Source organism: Stenotrophomonas sp. YJH_SMC_48-3, assembly GCF_059369375.1.
On the sequence record NZ_JCAFSQ010000013.1, the window covers coordinates 39828 to 54031 of the forward strand.

Below are 14204 nucleotides of genomic sequence, written 5' to 3' on the forward strand. Positions count from 1 at the left end.
CGGCATCGGTGCCGACCAACGGTCGGCACCCACCTGTATCAGTTACAGGCCTTGCCTTCCATCTGCAGCTGCGCGGCAAACATCGTCACCTGCGGAATCTGGCCGGCAGCCGCCTGCTTCTTCGCCTCTTCCAGATAGATGCGCGACTGGCCCTGGCCGTCCAGCTCGACCTTGTTGCTCGACGGCAGGCGCCACACCCGCACCACTGCCTGTTGGGCCGGGCACGCCGCGCTCGGCACGCGGATCACATCGTTGAGTTTCCAGCCCTTGTCCGCACTTGGCTGCGCCTTGGTGTAATCGACGAAGCGCGCGCGTGGCTGGCACTGTTCGCTGGTACGCACGGCGGAGAAGCGGTAGGGCGCGGCGGCGTCGCCGGTGAACACACCTTCCAGCCGCGCGCAGGCCTCGGGGATCTGGCGCAATGTATGCACCGCACCCACCGCCTGGGGCACGCCCACGGCACGCTGCAGTTCCGGGGTTTCCGCGGCGAATGCCGGCACGGACGGGACCAGGGCGGCAAGCATCAACAGGGACAGGCGCATGTGGGATCTCCTACGGGACTGTGCGCAGGCTTGCAGAGACTGGCTTAACGGGGCGCAAAGGCCTGATGGCTCTCGAATCGTGCCCATGGCCCGGCGGCAGGGCCCGCGCGCATGGCGATGCGTTCCGTCTTGAGGGCGCCCACAGGATCACGAGGTGCGGCTCGTAGAGGCCAGTCGAGCATGGCTCGACTCTACAAGTGGCGGCACGCATACTGCGGGCACCAGGGAATGCTGAACACCGCCATACGTCGGACGACCGCCAAGGTCGGTACGGGTTGGTTCCAGGCTGCAGCCCGTCGTCCCCCTCGTGGTGCCGTTCATCGCCACTGGATGCCTACATCCATTCTGCGGAGGGGTCTAATGCTGGAACGTCACGGGCTTTCATTGGCGCTGGGCTGCGCCATTCTCGCGATCCTGTTCGGAATCGTCTCGGCGCGCTGGATCCTGCGCCAACCCACCGGCAATGAGCGCATGGTCGCGATCGCCACCGCGATCCAGGAAGGTGCGCGTGCCTACCTCAACCGCCAGTACCTGACCATCGGCATCGCCGGCGTGGTGCTGTTCGTGCTGGTCGGGGTGTTCCTCAGCTGGTATACCGCGATTGGATTCGCGGTCGGCGCGGTGCTGTCCGGCGCCGCCGGCTACATCGGCATGAACGTGTCGGTGCGCGCCAACGTGCGCACCGCGGAGGCGGCGCGCCATGGCATCAGTGCGGCGATGGACGTCGCCTTCCGCGGCGGTGCGATCACCGGCATGCTGGTGGTCGGCCTGGGCCTGCTGGGTGTGGCCGGCTATTACGCACTGCTGCTGCGGATGGGCCTGCCGATGGAACAGGCGCTGCACGCGCTGGTCGGTCTGGCGTTCGGTTCGTCGCTGATCTCGATCTTCGCGCGTCTGGGCGGCGGCATCTTCACCAAGGGCGCCGACGTCGGCGCCGATCTGGTCGGCAAGGTGGAAGCCGGCATTCCCGAGGATGACCCGCGCAACCCGGCGGTGATCGCCGACAACGTCGGTGACAACGTCGGCGACTGCGCCGGCATGGCCGCCGACCTGTTCGAGACCTATGCGGTCACCGTCATCGCAACGATGCTGCTGGGCAGCCTGATGCTGGCCGAGGCGGGCGCCAATGCCGTGCTGTATCCGCTGGTGCTGGGCGGTGTGTCGATCATCGCCTCGATCATCGGTGCGCTGTTCGTCAAGGTGAAGCCTGGCGGCTCGATCATGGGCGCGCTGTACAAGGGCGTGATCGTCTCCGGCGTGCTGGCCGCGATCGCGTTCTACCCGATCACCACCGGGCTGATGAGTGACAACGTACATGGACCGATGCCACTGTACGGCTGCGCGTTGATCGGCCTGATCCTGACCGGGCTGATCGTGTGGATCACCGAGTACTACACCGGCACTCAGTACAAGCCGGTGCAACACGTGGCGCAGGCCTCGACCACCGGGCACGGCACCAACATCATCGCCGGCCTCGGCATCTCGATGAAGTCCACTGCACTGCCGGTGGTGGCGGTGTGTGCTGCGATCTGGGGTGCGTTCGCGCTGGGTGGCCTGTATGGCATCGCCATCGCCGCCACCGCGATGCTGTCGATGGCTGGCATGATCGTCGCGCTCGATGCCTACGGACCGATCACCGACAACGCCGGCGGCATCGCCGAAATGGCCGAGCTGCCCTCGGAGATCCGCGACATCACCGATCCGCTGGATGCGGTGGGCAATACCACCAAGGCAGTGACCAAGGGCTATGCGATCGGCTCGGCTGCACTGGCCGCACTGGTGCTGTTCGCCGACTACACCCACAACCTGCAGGCCGCCAACCCCGGCCAGGAATTCCGCTTCGACCTCAGCGACCACACGGTGATCATCGGCCTGCTGATCGGCGGCCTGATTCCCTACCTGTTCGGTGCGATGGCGATGGAAGCGGTCGGTCGTGCGGCGGGGGCAGTGGTGGAAGAGGTGCGGCGCCAGTTCCGCGAGATCCCCGGCATCATGCAGGGCACCGGCAAGCCGCAGTACGACAAGGCGGTGGACATGCTGACCCGCTCGGCGATCCGCGAAATGATCGTGCCCTCGCTGCTGCCGGTGGTGGTGCCGGTGGTGGTCGGCCTGCTGCTGGGGCCGCGCGCACTCGGCGGTCTACTCATCGGCACGATCGTAACCGGCCTGTTCGTGGCCATCTCGATGACCACCGGCGGCGGCGCCTGGGACAACGCCAAGAAGTACATCGAGGACGGCCACTTCGGCGGCAAGGGCAGCGAGGCACACAAGGCGGCCGTGACCGGCGACACCGTCGGTGACCCGTACAAGGACACCGCTGGCCCGGCGATCAATCCGCTGATCAAGATCATCAACATCGTGGCGCTGCTGCTGGTGCCTCTGTTGTAGATCCACGCCATGCATGAACCCGTAGCGTCGAGCAGGCTCGACGCTACGGCCGCGACCGCCTCATCCATCGGATGACAAGCAGCACCACGACGATCATCCAGCAGGCATAGATCGGCCGGTCCCAGCCATCGAAGAGGCTGAGCGGGCTGCCGATGAAAGCGAGCGAAGCCAGCCACGCACACAGTGCGCCGGGCAGCCACGCGCCACGCCAGATGCAGAAGGCGGCGAACACCAGCAAGGGCCAGGCGAAGATGATCGCCGGCGTGAACGGTGCCAGCGAAAGCACGGCCAGGCATGCAGCCAGCAACACGCTGCACCAGGCCAGCACCCGTAACGTCCGTGTCGTCATGCCAACCTCCGCGCGTCCATTGACGGTCGTGCGCGAGCATAACGCCTGCGCGCTGCCTTGAATTCCGGCTCGGGTCAGAGCCCTGTCCTGCGGAAAGGGATCCGACCCCATCGTCAATCACCGCCCGCGCAGGAAGAAGGACACCGGCACCATCACGTCCACCGGGTCGCCGGCTACCTCGGCCGGCGGCGCGGGGACCGGGCTGGCCCGCTGCACGGTGTCCAGCGTCTCCTGGTCGAGCAACGCGAAGCCGCTGCTGCGGCCCAGCACCACCGCCGAAACCACACCGTCGCGGGCCACGGCAAAGCGCACGTAGACCACGCCCTGCTGGCGCAGCCGCTCGGCCTGGCGTGGATAGCGCCGGTGCTTCTGCAGGTGCGCGAGCAGGCGTCCTTCCCAGGTCGCCTCGGCGCGACTGCGCTCGCCGGCGGTGGTCTGCGGTGCGGTGTAGCGTGCGGCCACATCGGCTGCCACCTGCGGCGGTGCGCTGGTCTGCGCGACATTAGTCTCGGCGGTTTCCGGCGCGGGCGTCGGCTCCGGCGTACGCAGCGGTGGCAAATCACCCTGCGGCTGCATCGGCGCCTTCGGTTGCTCACGCAGCACCGGCTTCGGCGCCTGCCGCTGCTGTTGCTGCTGCAGGGGGCCCGTCGCCACTTCACGCGGGGGCACGGATGGCGCCCGCGCCATCGGCGCCAACTCCAGCATCAACGCCGCGGGCGACGCTACCGCAGCCACCACCGGTGAACGCATCGCCCGCCAGCAGGCCACGCCGATCAGCAGCGCGTGCACCAGCAGCACGATTGCCAGGCTGGTCGCCCAGCGCCGCAGTCCACTCATCGCGCACCCTGCTCAACACCGACCAGCGCCACCTTCAGGTAGCCGGCCGCACGCAGCGCATCCAGCGTGGCCATGAGTTCGCCGTAGGGCACGCGGGTATCGGCACGCAGGAAGATGCGCTGCGCGGTGTCGCCGTGGGTGGCCGCCTGCAATGCAGCGGCCAGCCCGTCACGCGCCACCGCCTGCTCGCCCACGCGCAGCGACAGATCGGCCTGCACGGTCACATACACCGGCGCCTGTTCGGGCGGCGTGGCACTGGCGCTGCTGGCCGGCAGCTGCACTGGCACTGATACGGTGGCCAGCGGTGCGGCTACCATGAAGATGATCAGCAGCACCAGCATTACGTCGATGAAGGGCGTGACGTTGATCTCGTGTGCTTCTTCCGGTGCGTCGTCGCGGTCGGACCCGGTCCTGATCGCCATCGTCGCGCCTCAGTGCACCGCGCGCAGCGGTGCCGCTGCGGCACGCGGCACGGCACGATCAAGATCGCGCGAAACCAGCTGCTGCACGGCCGCCGACAGATCGCCGAGCAGGCCCCGCAGGCCGGCCAACACGCGGCTGAAATGGTTGTAGACCAGTACCGCGGGAATCGCCGCGACCAGGCCGAGTGCGGTCGCCAGCAAGGCCTCGGCGATGCCGGGCGCAACCACCGCCAGGTGGGTGGTGTTGCTGTGTGCGATGCCGATGAAACTGTTCATGATGCCCCACACCGTGCCGAACAGGCCGACGAAGGGCGCCACCGCGCCGATGCTGGCGAGCACACCGATGCCGCGCCGCTGCACGCGCGCGGTCTCCAGTTCGATGCGGTCCAGGCGCGAGGCGATGCGTTCCTTGATGCCGTCGCGACTATCCAGATCCTGCGACAGGCGCAGTTCGGTGCGGGCGGCGTCCAGCATGGCGAGTGCGGTGCCCTGCTGCAGACTTGCCTCTCCGCTCTGCGGCGGCAGCTGTGCGGACTGCAGCAACAGCGCGCGCGCCGCGCGCAGCTGCCGGGCCTGGCGGGTCAGCTCCCAGCCCTTGGCCAACAGCACGGTCCAGGTGGACAGCGACGCCAGTGCCAGCGCGATCATCACGGCCTTCACCACCACGTCGGCGGCCAGGTACATGCCCCACGGGGTCAATGCGGGGGCGGCCACGGGGGCCAGGTCAGCAGGCAGCATCATCTCGGCTTCCATCAGCATCAGGGGTCGCTGCGCGACTACGGGCCGCGCGCGGATCATTGGCGTCGTCCACTTCCACGACCGGATGGGGCTCCAGCCGGGGGGCCGGTCGGCTCAGCACGTAGCCGGCGCTGACCGCGAAGAACAGGCCCACGCCCAACAGCAGGCGCCAGGACGGATGCGCGCCCCAGCAGAACAGGGCAAAGCCCAGCGCCATGCCGGCACTGGCAAACGCCTTGCCCTTGCGCGATACCGCGCCCTGCTCGCGCCACAACCGCAGCGACGGGCCGTAGCGCGGATGCGCCAACAGGCGCTGCTCGAACTTCGGCGAGCTGCGCGCGAAGCAGCCCACGGCCAGGATCAGGAAGATGGTGGTCGGCATCACCGGCAGCAACGCGCCGATCACCCCGAGCCCGACCATCAGCCAGCCCAGCGCGAACCAGAGCCAGCGCATCAGCGCTGCACCTGTGGGCGCGCGCCGCGCATCAGGCGAATTCCACTTCGACGTGGCCGTGCACGCTGCGGAACGCGGCGTCGGCGGCATCGATCACCTGCTGCTCCTGCTCGACACTCAGCGGTACCGCGTCCAGCGCAGCGGTGAACTCACGCCAGTGGCGCGCCGCGCCATCCGGATGCGCGGCCAGGTGGCGGGCGCCAAAATCACGGTCCAGGCCGAGCCTGGCGGCCATCTTGTACAGAATGGTGCCGCCCAGGTTGGAGCCTTCAGCCACGTACAGCCACCCCAACGCGGCGGGCAGTTCCAGATCGGACGGCAACGCCGCGATGTCAGCCCCCGGCAGGGTCTGCTCCAGGTCCTGCAGGTCGCGCGCGACCTGGGTCAGGCGGCGGCGCTCGCCCAGGTCCGGCAGCAGTGCGTCCAGCGCAGGGTTGGCATACAGCGCATCGATGCTGCGGTGGAAGCGATACTGCACGCGCAGGAAACGGGCGAAATTGCTGCGGTCGGCGAAGATGTCGCCGGCCATGATGCGCTTGTCCAGGGCACCGTGGCTGTCGCGGGTGGCGGCCTTGAGCCGCAGGCTGCGGCTTTCTTCAGGGGCGATGTGTGCGTTCATGGGGGATGCCAAGGGGGTCGTCCTGCTGTAGACGTTTGCCACGGGGCTTTCCCCAAGGCTATGTGCGCCGATAATGGCGCATCCCTTCTTACCGCAGGAACCGACGATGATCACCACCGAACCGCGCATGACCAACCTGTTCCTGCAGCTGGGCCTGGACGCCAGCGCCGAGGGCATCGCCCGCTTCATCCGCGAGCACCAGCTGGCCACCGATGTGGAAGTGGTCGAGGCGCCGTACTGGAACGATGCGCAGCGCCAGTTCCTGTCCGAGTCGCTGCAGGCCGATGCGGCATGGACCACCGTGGTGGACGAGCTGAACGAGTCCCTGCACGAAGATGCGGTGAAGGCCGCGACCGGGCTGTAAGTAGACGCCGGGCGTGGCGGGGCGCTGGCGATTGCACGGCGGAAGCGGTGCGGACCAAGGTCCGCACCCACCGAGGGCGGTCCGACCCCACCGCTCATACGCGACCGATCAGTACTTCCAGGTCAGCGCCAGCCGCGCAGTGCGGCCCGGCGCCGGCATCACGCCCAGGGCCAGCGGGTCCAGGTAGTAACGATCGGTCAGGTTGTCCACGCCGGCTTCCACCGAGAGCTGGTCGTTGAAGCTCCAGCTGGCGAACAGGTCCACCAGCGTGGTTGGCCGGTACAGCTGCTGGATCGCCGACAGGCCTACGTTCCAGTCCTTGTCCAGCTTGCTGATCGGGCCGGCGTTGTGGACCACGCGGGTGCCGAAGGTCAGGCGCTCCTCGAACAGGCGCGAGCCCAGGGTCAGGTTGACCATGTAGCGCGGCGGGTTCTGGGTATTGGTGTACGAGCCCTCGAAGCCGCCGTCCACGCAGTCGGGCGTGTTGGCCAGCTCGCCGTTCCTGCGTTGCGCCCCGTAGGCACGGCGCTCGGCGGCGATGTCCGGCGCGCAGGTCTTGGCCTTGAAGTAGTAGTGCGCGGACAGATCGGCAAATACCTTGCCGCTGTCATAGCTGGACTGGAACTCCATGCCCGAGACCTTGAACTGGTCGACGTTTCGGATCAGGCCCGCCGACAGCGTGCGGTAGTCACGGGTGATCAGGTCGTCGATGCGGGTATCGAAGTACGCCAGCTTCAGCGCCAGGCGGTCGCCGGCGGCGAACAGGTCGTAGCGGATGGTGCTGGCGCCGATTTCCCAGCTGCGCGCGCGCTCCGGCTTCAACTCGCCCACTGGCTTGGCGGCGGTGAACAGGCCCAGCGTGGTCTCGAACAGGCTCGGCAGCTTGGTGCCTTCGGCGTACTTCACGTAGACCATGGTGTCTTCGCTGAAGCGGTAGGCCACGCTGGCGGTCGGCGAGAACGCGGTGTCACGGCGGCGGATCGGCTGCGACCACGTCCAGCTGACCGGCACTTCCAGGTCCTGCGCCTTGCCGGCGTCGTAGAAGTTCCAGCCACCGATGTCGGCCACCGTGCCCTTCTTGTACGGTGAGGCCAGCAGCGATTCCTGGGTGAAGTTGCCGTTGGCATCCGGATACCAGTTCAGCAGCGCGATGCGCTTGGCCCGCCACGACGGCAGCGCCGGGTTGCCATTGAGCAGTTCGGTGTAGCGGTACTGGCCCTGCACCTCATAGGCATCGGGCGTGGCCAGGCGGTTGCGGTCGTGCACGTCCACGCGGTTCCAGCGGCCGCCGGCCAGCAGTTCCCAGTGCTCATCGGGCTGCCACTTCAGCGAGGCCACGGCACTGTATTCCTTGCGCTCGGCATTGCGCAGGAAACGGTTGTTGACCAGGTCATCGTGCATGACCGGGCCCGAGCTGCCCGGTGCGATGTCTTCGTCACTGTAGGACAGGCCGTAGTCGAGGGTGAACGCACCGGCGCGGGTATCGAACATCGAGGTGTTGCTGGCATCCAGTCCGAAGCGCTTCTGCCGCAGCGGATTGCGGTAGGCATCCTTGTAGCCGGGGTCGCCGCTGAAGCTGGGCGCGTCGTACCACTCGGTGCGGCGATCGAAGTACCAGGGGGTGATGCCGGTCAGGCTGTTGTACATCACGCTGTCGGTGTCGGTGTATGCGGCATTGACGCGTAGATCGATCAGCTCGCTGTCCGGATTGAAGCGGTAGCGCAGGCTGTAGCTGTCCATGTCGACATGGCCCGGATCCCACTGCGGAATGCGGTCACGATCCACACGGATGATCTGCGACGCCATGATCTCGCCGGCGGTGCCTTCGTAGCGGCGGTAGCCCGCTTCCAGCGTCTGCGCATCGTCGATGCGCCAGGTGCCCTTGAGCAGCGCCGACTTCGAGCGCGCCGAGGTATTGAAGACCTCGGTGTGCGGCGGGTTCAGCGGCGCCAGCGTGCGACGGGTCTGCGGGAAATCATCGTAGCCGTGCTTGCCGGAGAAATAGTTGCCGTTGTCGCGGTAAGCATAGGCGGCCACCAGATCGAAGCGGTCCCAGTGACCGGCTGCAGCGACGTTGAAGAACTGGCTGCCGGTGGCGCTGCGGTCGGAACGTGGCGCGGCGCTGTAGGACGGCAGGTTGTTGGCGCTGGCGTTGGCCAGGCCGCCACGCACGCGTACGCCGAAGTCGCGCCCCTCGCGCAGCACGTCGTCGATTTTCAGCGTCTCCATCTCGACCACGCCGCCGATGCCACCGGAGGCATTGGCCTGCAGGCTCGGGCCCTTGGTGATGGTCAGGCTGGAAATCAGGTCCGGGTCGAGGTAGGTGCGCTGCGATTGGCCGGCATAGCCACGGTAGGTATCCATGCTGGACTGGCCGCCGTCGATGATCACCGGCACGCGGCCCTGGCCCTGGATGCCGCGGATGTTGACGTCGAAGCCGTTGCCAACGCGCGGATCGCCGGCGGTGACACCGGCCACGCCCTTGACGATGTCGCCGTTGGAGGTGCCGCGGAAACGTTCCAGCTGCGTGCGGCTGAGCGTGGTGGTGGAGCCCACACTGCGATAGCTGTCGAGCAGGCGCGCCTCGTCGCTGGTCGCGCCACTGTCGACGCGGTCGCCGGCCACGCTGAGCGTGTCGGTGACGATCACACCGCTGTCGGCCTGCACCGGCGTCGCCGCTTCCAGAGTGACTGCATCTGCGCTGACGCGGCGCACCGCCAGGCCACTGCCCTGCAACAGCTGCTGCAGCGCCTCGTTGGCCGGCAGGCTGCCATTGACCGCACGCGAGGTTACGCCCTGGGCCAGGGTGGCCGGATACACGACCTGCACGCCGGACTGGCGCATATAGCTGCGCAGCGCTTCATCCAGCGGCTGCGCTGGAATGTCGAAGCGCTGCACGGCAGCGTGGTTGCCGGTGGCGCCCTGTGCCAGCACGGACGGTGCGGCGCTGGCCAGGCCGGCGGCCAGCAGGGCAATGCACAGGCGGGACGGGCGCATCGCGCGGCCCGGGCGGTGGGAGTCGAACATGGGGGAACCTGTCAGGTAATCGGTGCCGCAGGCGCGGCGTCATCCGCAACACAGGCGGACACGGCGACGTACGTGGCGGCGGCGGGTACGTTCGCGGAGTAAGACGGATGAAAGCGTGGCAACCCCAAGGGGATTTGCAGTCGAAGCAGGTGCCGACGGTTGCGCGGCAGGTTGCAGTGGTGGGTGCCGACGGTTGCGTGGCTGGTTGTAGTGGTGGGTGCCGACGGTTGCGTGGCTGGTTGTAGTGGTGGGTGCCGACCGTTGGTCGGCACCGGGGCAATGGCGTGGATCTACCGATGGACGATGGCGACGCCGAGCGGCAGCCGGGTCACCTGCAATCCAGCCGTCGCGGCCAGCGCATCCAGCGCCTGTTCCGGGCGGTCGATGCGCAACGCCGCGCTTACCGCCGGCAGCTGCGATAGATCGCCGCGCACGAAGGTCGGGCCGGCGCGATAACGCCCCACCCATTGCACGGCGTCGGCGACGCTGGCCTGCTCCAGCAGCAGCTCGCCCTGCCGCCACGCGCCGACGCTGTCGGCAGCCACATCCCGCAGGCGCGTCACGCCGCTGTGCTCGCCATAGACCGCACGCTGGCCCATCTGCAGATAAGTCCAGCCACCGTCGGCCGGGCTGGCCACGCGCACCCTGCCCTGCCCGACCTGGGTTTCAACCTGGTCATCGCCGCGCGCGACGGTGAACGCGGTCGAGATGTCCTCGATCACGCCGTTGCCCGCACGCACGCTGAAACGTCGCTGCGCATCCGGGCTGACCTCGAACCAGGCACGCCCACGCAGCAGCTCGATCTCGCGTGCATGTGCATTGAAGCGCACGGCAATCGCACTGTCCGCATCCAGCACTGCGCGGCTGCCATCGGGCAATTGCACGTTCTGCGCGACGTGCGTGCTGCGATGGTCGGCCTGCAGCCGCAACCAGGCCTCCGGCCATGCCACCAGCATCGCCAGCGCGGCTGCAGCGGCCATTGCCCAGCGCATTCGATGCGGCCGCGGGCGTTCGGCGGGCCGGACCTGCGGGCGTGGCCCGACACTGCGCCACAGCGCGCGCTCGTGTTCGAAGGCGCGTCGGTGCCCCGGTTGTGCCAGCCAGCGCTCGAACTCGTGCATGCGCCCTTCGCCGATGTCACCCGAGGCCAGCCACGCGATCCAGCCCCGGGCCTGTTCGGCCAGGGCATCGTCATTGGCGGCGGGCAGCGTGTTCGGCGGGCTCATCGGCTGGCGGACAGGCGCATTCAAGCGCGGGCGGAGGAACTAGACCGCATCCACGGTCCAGTGATCAAGACGTTCCAGCGAGGGCCAGCCCCAAGCCGGGGCGATCATCGGCCGCTGCGTGCCCACGCCAGCCGCTGCAGGGCGGTGCGCACATGGTTCTCGACGGTCGTCACCGACACCCCGAGACGGCGGGCGATCCCGGCCTGGGTCAGGCCCTGCAGGCGGTTGAGCCGGAAGATGGTGCGGGTCGGCTCCGGCAGGTGCCCCGCCGCATCGAGCACCCGCTGCAGCTCGTCCTGTGCCATGGCCTGTTCCTCGGTCGAGATGACCTCGTCCGGCCCCCACAGGTAGTGGTCGGCCAGCAGGCGGTTGCGCCGGGTCGATTCGCGGCCGTGGTCGGTGGCCAGGTTGGCGGCCAGCCGGTACAGATAGGCCCGCGGGTTGTCGATGGCCTGGCTGTCGTCGACCCCACGGGCCTTGAACCATACGGCCTGGATCACATCCTCGGCGCCATTGTCGCCGCCGAGGATGCGCTGCACCCGGCGCAGCAGTGCCGGCCGCTCACGGATCAGCAGTTCGGTAAGGGAGGCGGCATTGGAGGACATGCGCGGAACCGGGACGACAGACGGAAGGCGCCGCGCATGCTACTCCGTTAATGAGAATCAGTCACGTTCGCATCAGTGGATGCAGCCGGTCAGCCCGTCATAGGTGCTCTCCGACGTGCCGGGCAACGGATCATGCAGCGGATTACGGGCCGCCAGCGCTGCATGGAAGGCCTCCACCGGGGTGCCAGGCACCAGCGGCAGCGGGCACAACCAGGTCGGTTGCCGGGCTACGATAGTACCGTCGTTCCGCGACACAGCCAGGTCACTGGCGGCAAATGCCCACAGGCACTCATGCACCGTGCCGCGCACCGCGTCCACCGAACAGCGCAGGCGCAGCGCCCGGATGTCGCTGTACTCACCCTCGCAGAAGGTGTCGCCGCAGATCGCGTCGAACCCGTGCTGCAGACGCCCTTCCAGGGCAAAGAAGCGGTCCCAGTTGGCTTCCTGGTGCGGGTAGTCGATCAGGTCCACGTAGGGAAAGGCCTGGGCGGCGGGCGCGATCAGCAGCGTGCAGAACAGTCCGAGTGACAAGGCGGATGGTTTCATGCGGGAACTCCTCGGGTAGGTACATCCAGCCTGCGCGCGCGCGCCACCCGGACCCATCGGTCAACCCCGGCCCGCCGGGTCGGCGCCTTCCTCGCCCTGCCGTCAGCCCCCTCCCCCTGCACAGCGCCCGGCAAAGGCATAAAATGGGGGGCTATCCGTCTATATCCCCCACCTGGAGCACGACCATGGGTCTGGAACTCGTCTCGCCCGGCAAGAACCCGCCGGAAGAAATCAACGTCATCATCGAGATCCCGAAGGACTCGGAGCCGGTGAAGTACGAAGTGGACAAGGAAACCGGCGCGATCTTCGTCGACCGCATCCTGTCCACCCCGATGCGCTACCCCTGCAACTACGGCTACGTGCCGAGCACCCTGTGCGGCGACGGCGATCCGGCCGACGTGCTGGTGGTGCTGCCGCTGCCGCTGGTGCCGGGTTCGGTCGTGCGCTGCCGTCCGGTTGGCGTGCTGAAGATGAGCGATGAGGCGGGCAGCGACGAGAAGATCCTGGCCGTGCCGGTGTCGAAGATCTTCAGTGGCTACGCCCACGTGGAAGACATCGCCCAGGTGTCCAGCCACTGGCTGGAGCGCATCGGCCACTTCTTCGAGCACTACAAGGACCTGGAGAAGGGCAAGTGGGTCAAGCTGGACGGTTGGGGCGGCGCCGCTGAGGCCAAGCAGATCCTGATCGAGGCGCACCAGCGCCATCTGGACAGCAAGGCCTGAGCCTGAACCGGATCGCTCCGGCGGCACCCCGCCGGAGCGATGCGGGTCACGTTTCATGACGACGGCACATCACTCTTGCCGCCGTATTAGGTAAATTGCGTCACTTCACACGTCGTCGACATCCATCGTCGAGACAGCCAGGGGAATGTGTCGTGCGTATTCTGCTTGTTGGGGATGCAGCCAGCCTGCCGGCCGAGCTGACCGAATTCATTGCCGATCTTGGGGAAGACTGGCAGCCGCTGACCGCCACCGATGGCCAGTCCGCAATGACCGCGGTGGCCACGCAGGGCGTGGATGCAGTGATCGTCTGCCCGCAGCTGCCGGATCTCAATGCCACCACGCTGCTGGGCCAGATCCGGACCTTGCGCCCGGAAACCATCCGCATTGCGCTGGTGGACGCCCAGCACGGCAACCGGCCGCCGCCGGCACGCCTGATCGGCGTGGCCCACCGCTTCCTGCCGTTGCCGCTGGCACCGGAAGTGTTGCTGGAAGCGCTGACCAGCCTGGAAGAGCTGCGTGAAGTGCTGGACAGCCCGCGCCTGCGCGACGCCATCGGCCGTATCGAGAAGCTGCCCTCGCCGCCGCACCTGTACCTGAGCCTGACCCAGGCACTGGAACATGACGACGACGCCGACAGCGCCGACGTCGCCAAGCTGGTGGCCGCTGATCCGGCAATCGCGGCCAAGGTGCTGCAGCTGTCGAACTCGGCGTTCTTCAGCCAGGGCCGCACCATCGCCGACCTGCGCACCGCCGTGACCCGCCTCGGCCTGTCGACGCTGCGCGATCTGGTACTGGCCAGCGAGGTGTTCTCGGCACCGACACTGTCCACGGCCGAGCGCAATTCACTGCAGCAGCGCGCCCTGCTCGCCTCGCGGCTGGCGGCACGCCTGCTGCCCGAATCCAGCGCCGAACTGGGCGCGACCGCCGCGCTGCTGGCCGACATCGGCCTGCTGCTGCCCGGCGTGCGCAACGAGCGCAGCGAACCATCGCTGACCGGTGACACCCGCCCGGGCCACGCCGAAGCCGGTGCCTATCTGCTCGGCCTGTGGGGCCTGCCGATGCCGATCATCGAAGCGGTCGCGTTCCATCTGCAGCCGCAGCGTGCCAATACACGCAGCTTCTGGGTGACCGGCGCAGTGCACGTGGCACTGGCACTGGTCAATGGTGATCCGGTGGACGAGGACTACCTGCAGCGCGCAGGTGTTCTCAACAGGCTGCCGCAGTGGCGGGAGCATGCCAACAGCCTGATGGGACTGGTACCCAGCGAGGCTTGAGGCACCGCCCAGGGCGAGTTCGCAGGGAATGAAAGGCAGGCCGGATGGCCTGCCTTTTCCGTTGTGCCTGAAGAACCATCCACGCATGGCG

The 14204-nt window shown here is 67.8% G+C and carries 15 protein-coding genes; 4 read left to right on the plus strand and 11 right to left on the minus strand.

Annotated elements, in window-relative coordinates; genetic code table 11:
* Positions 1-38: 38 nt before the first annotated feature.
* On the minus strand, positions 39-542 hold the full coding sequence (locus AC5P65_RS18190) for a hypothetical protein (protein WP_111098770.1): 504 nt from the start codon (positions 540-542) through the stop codon (positions 39-41).
* A 360-nt stretch (positions 543-902) separates the two neighbouring features.
* Here AC5P65_RS18190 and AC5P65_RS18195 point away from each other — a divergent pair, with 360 nt between their 5' ends.
* Positions 903-2930 (plus strand): sodium-translocating pyrophosphatase, encoded by a 2028-nt coding sequence (locus AC5P65_RS18195; protein WP_111098771.1) that lies wholly within the window; start codon positions 903-905, stop codon positions 2928-2930.
* A gap of 43 nt (positions 2931-2973) precedes the next feature.
* Here the strand turns inward: AC5P65_RS18195 and AC5P65_RS18200 are convergent, their stop codons facing one another.
* The 6 genes from AC5P65_RS18200 to AC5P65_RS18225 are packed head-to-tail and all read right to left on the minus strand — an operon-like array spanning position 2974 to position 6349.
* The gene (locus AC5P65_RS18200; RefSeq protein WP_241744895.1) at positions 2974-3390 is read right to left on the minus strand and encodes a hypothetical protein; all 417 of its coding nucleotides are present in this window, start codon (positions 3388-3390) and stop codon (positions 2974-2976) included.
* Positions 3391-3396: 6 nt separating this feature from the next.
* Positions 3397-4116 (minus strand): energy transducer TonB, encoded by a 720-nt coding sequence (locus AC5P65_RS18205; protein WP_111098773.1) that lies wholly within the window; start codon positions 4114-4116, stop codon positions 3397-3399.
* On the minus strand, positions 4113-4538 hold the full coding sequence (gene exbD / locus AC5P65_RS18210; protein WP_021203622.1) for a TonB system transport protein ExbD: 426 nt from the start codon (positions 4536-4538) through the stop codon (positions 4113-4115). Before exbD ends, AC5P65_RS18205 begins: the two co-directional genes overlap by 4 nt.
* Before the next feature lie 9 nt (positions 4539-4547).
* Positions 4548-5276 (minus strand): tonB-system energizer ExbB, encoded by a 729-nt coding sequence (gene exbB / locus AC5P65_RS18215; protein ID WP_111098782.1) that lies wholly within the window; start codon positions 5274-5276, stop codon positions 4548-4550.
* Positions 5263-5730: a YbaN family protein gene (locus tag AC5P65_RS18220; RefSeq protein ID WP_021203620.1), complete on the minus strand. Its 468-nt coding sequence runs from the start codon at positions 5728-5730 to the stop codon at positions 5263-5265. The genes exbB and AC5P65_RS18220 overlap by 14 nt, the downstream gene beginning before the upstream one ends.
* Positions 5731-5761: 31 nt before the next feature.
* On the minus strand, positions 5762-6349 hold the full coding sequence (locus tag AC5P65_RS18225) for a biliverdin-producing heme oxygenase (RefSeq protein WP_019662027.1): 588 nt from the start codon (positions 6347-6349) through the stop codon (positions 5762-5764).
* Positions 6350-6455: 106 nt separating this feature from the next.
* On the opposite strand from AC5P65_RS18225, the gene AC5P65_RS18230 reads away from it, so the two are divergent.
* Entirely contained in the window at positions 6456-6713 is a 258-nt protein-coding gene (locus AC5P65_RS18230) for a DUF2789 domain-containing protein (RefSeq protein WP_006390068.1), read from the plus strand.
* A gap of 108 nt (positions 6714-6821) precedes the next feature.
* Here the strand turns inward: AC5P65_RS18230 and AC5P65_RS18235 are convergent, their stop codons facing one another.
* The 4 genes from AC5P65_RS18235 to AC5P65_RS18250 all read right to left on the minus strand — a co-directional run bounded on the left by AC5P65_RS18235 (position 6822) and on the right by AC5P65_RS18250 (position 12117).
* Entirely contained in the window at positions 6822-9740 is a 2919-nt protein-coding gene (locus tag AC5P65_RS18235) for a TonB-dependent receptor (protein ID WP_111098774.1), read from the minus strand.
* Positions 9741-10030: 290 nt separating this feature from the next.
* Positions 10031-10966 carry a FecR family protein gene (locus AC5P65_RS18240; protein WP_111098775.1) on the minus strand — a complete coding sequence of 312 codons (936 nt, stop codon included), beginning with the start codon at positions 10964-10966 and terminating at the stop codon, positions 10031-10033.
* A 104-nt stretch (positions 10967-11070) separates the two neighbouring features.
* Entirely contained in the window at positions 11071-11571 is a 501-nt protein-coding gene (locus AC5P65_RS18245; protein WP_019662030.1) for an RNA polymerase sigma factor, read from the minus strand.
* A 72-nt stretch (positions 11572-11643) separates the two neighbouring features.
* Positions 11644-12117 (minus strand): hypothetical protein, encoded by a 474-nt coding sequence (locus AC5P65_RS18250; RefSeq protein ID WP_111098776.1) that lies wholly within the window; start codon positions 12115-12117, stop codon positions 11644-11646.
* A 185-nt stretch (positions 12118-12302) separates the two neighbouring features.
* Here AC5P65_RS18250 and ppa point away from each other — a divergent pair, with 185 nt between their 5' ends.
* Together ppa and AC5P65_RS18260 are read left to right on the plus strand one after the other, a co-directional pair.
* Positions 12303-12839 carry an inorganic diphosphatase gene (gene ppa / locus AC5P65_RS18255; RefSeq protein WP_005410935.1) on the plus strand — a complete coding sequence of 179 codons (537 nt, stop codon included), beginning with the start codon at positions 12303-12305 and terminating at the stop codon, positions 12837-12839.
* A gap of 152 nt (positions 12840-12991) precedes the next feature.
* On the plus strand, positions 12992-14113 hold the full coding sequence (locus AC5P65_RS18260) for an HDOD domain-containing protein (RefSeq protein WP_111098777.1): 1122 nt from the start codon (positions 12992-12994) through the stop codon (positions 14111-14113).
* Positions 14114-14204 lie beyond the last annotated feature (91 nt).

Bases quoted from the DNA above. Each gene is read 5' to 3' on its own strand.
- AC5P65_RS18190 (WP_111098770.1), bottom strand. From the start codon at position 542: ATGCGCCTGTCCCTGTTGATGCTTGCCGCCCTGGTCCCGTCCGTGCCG.
- AC5P65_RS18195 (WP_111098771.1), top strand. From the start codon at position 903: ATGCTGGAACGTCACGGGCTTTCATTGGCGCTGGGCTGCGCCATTCTC.
- AC5P65_RS18200 (WP_241744895.1), bottom strand. From the start codon at position 3,390: ATGGGGTCGGATCCCTTTCCGCAGGACAGGGCTCTGACCCGAGCCGGA.
- AC5P65_RS18205 (WP_111098773.1), bottom strand. From the start codon at position 4,116: ATGAGTGGACTGCGGCGCTGGGCGACCAGCCTGGCAATCGTGCTGCTG.
- exbD (WP_021203622.1), bottom strand. From the start codon at position 4,538: ATGGCGATCAGGACCGGGTCCGACCGCGACGACGCACCGGAAGAAGCA.
- exbB (WP_111098782.1), bottom strand. From the start codon at position 5,276: ATGCTGCCTGCTGACCTGGCCCCCGTGGCCGCCCCCGCATTGACCCCG.
- AC5P65_RS18220 (WP_021203620.1), bottom strand. From the start codon at position 5,730: ATGCGCTGGCTCTGGTTCGCGCTGGGCTGGCTGATGGTCGGGCTCGGG.
- AC5P65_RS18225 (WP_019662027.1), bottom strand. From the start codon at position 6,349: ATGAACGCACACATCGCCCCTGAAGAAAGCCGCAGCCTGCGGCTCAAG.
- AC5P65_RS18230 (WP_006390068.1), top strand. From the start codon at position 6,456: ATGATCACCACCGAACCGCGCATGACCAACCTGTTCCTGCAGCTGGGC.
- AC5P65_RS18235 (WP_111098774.1), bottom strand. From the start codon at position 9,740: ATGTTCGACTCCCACCGCCCGGGCCGCGCGATGCGCCCGTCCCGCCTG.
- AC5P65_RS18240 (WP_111098775.1), bottom strand. From the start codon at position 10,966: ATGAGCCCGCCGAACACGCTGCCCGCCGCCAATGACGATGCCCTGGCC.
- AC5P65_RS18245 (WP_019662030.1), bottom strand. From the start codon at position 11,571: ATGTCCTCCAATGCCGCCTCCCTTACCGAACTGCTGATCCGTGAGCGG.
- AC5P65_RS18250 (WP_111098776.1), bottom strand. From the start codon at position 12,117: ATGAAACCATCCGCCTTGTCACTCGGACTGTTCTGCACGCTGCTGATC.
- ppa (WP_005410935.1), top strand. From the start codon at position 12,303: ATGGGTCTGGAACTCGTCTCGCCCGGCAAGAACCCGCCGGAAGAAATC.